Genomic DNA, 1216 nt, shown 5'->3' with positions numbered 1-1216 from the left:
AGGAGGATCAGAAATGGCAAAGCAAAAATTTGAGCGGACGAAACCGCACGCGAACATTGGGACCATTGGCCACGTTGACCATGGTAAGACCACGACGACGGCGGCGATCACGTTGGTGCTGGGTAAAGTCGGGAAGGCCCAAATCATGTCCTTCGACCAGATTGACAAGGCGCCGGAAGAGAAAGAGCGTGGGATCACGATCAACACCTCGCACGTGGAGTACGAGACGGATAAGCGGCACTATGCGCACGTGGACTGCCCGGGTCACGCCGACTATGTGAAGAACATGATCACTGGTGCGGCGCAGATGGACGGGGCGATCCTGGTTGTTTCGGCGGCGGACGGTCCGATGCCGCAGACCCGCGAGCACATTCTGTTGGCGCGTCAGGTTGGCGTGCCCCACATTATCGTGTGGCTGAACAAAGTGGACATGGTGGATGACGAGGAATTATTGGAACTGGTTGAGATGGAAGTTCGGGACCTGCTTTCGAAGTACGAATTTCCCGGCGACGAGATTCCGGTGGTCAGAGGTTCCGGCTTAAAGGCTTTGGAATGCGGTTGCGGCAGCCGGGACTGCGAGTGGTGCGGCAAGATTTGGGAACTGATGGATGCGGTGGACAGCTACCTACCGGATCCGCAGCGTGATCTTGACAAGCCCTTCCTGATGCCGGTGGAAGACGTCTTCACCATTACCGGGCGCGGGACGGTGGCGACGGGCCGTGTGGAGCGGGGTACCGTGAAGGTCGGCGACGAAGTGCAGATCGTCGGGTTGCGGGACGAGATCAAAAAGACCGTGGTGACCGGGGTCGAGATGTTCCGGAAGGTTCTGGACGTGGCGGAAGCCGGGGACAACGTTGGTCTGTTGCTCCGTGGTGTTGACCGGGACGAGATCGAACGGGGTCAAGTCTTGGCCAAGCCGAACACGATTACTCCGCACACCAAATTCGAGGGTCAGGTTTACGTGTTGACCAAGGAAGAGGGCGGACGTCATACGCCGTTCTTCAACGGATACCGTCCGCAGTTCTACTTCCGGACGACCGACGTGACCGGTGTGGCCAAGCTGCCTGAGGGCGTGGAGATGGTGATGCCGGGCGACAACATCACGATGACGATCGAACTGATCAGCCCGATTGCGATGGAAGAGGGATTGCGTTTTGCGATCCGTGAAGGCGGCCGGACCGTCGGGGCCGGGGTTGTGACCAAGATTCTTGAGTAA

Annotated in this window: 1 protein-coding gene; it reads left to right on the top strand. The window is 58.6% G+C overall.

Translation table 11 applies throughout. The features are described 5' to 3' along the window. Positions 1–13 precede the first annotated feature (13 nt). Positions 14–1216 (top strand): elongation factor Tu, encoded by a 1203-nt coding sequence (gene tuf, locus G5B42_RS10410; protein ID WP_181340414.1) that lies wholly within the window; start codon positions 14–16, stop codon positions 1214–1216.

This window comes from Capillibacterium thermochitinicola (assembly GCF_013664685.1).
Taxonomy (GTDB): Bacteria; Bacillota; UBA4882; order UBA10575; family UBA10575; genus Capillibacterium; species Capillibacterium thermochitinicola.
This window is presented reverse-complemented; position numbering and strand designations above follow the sequence as displayed.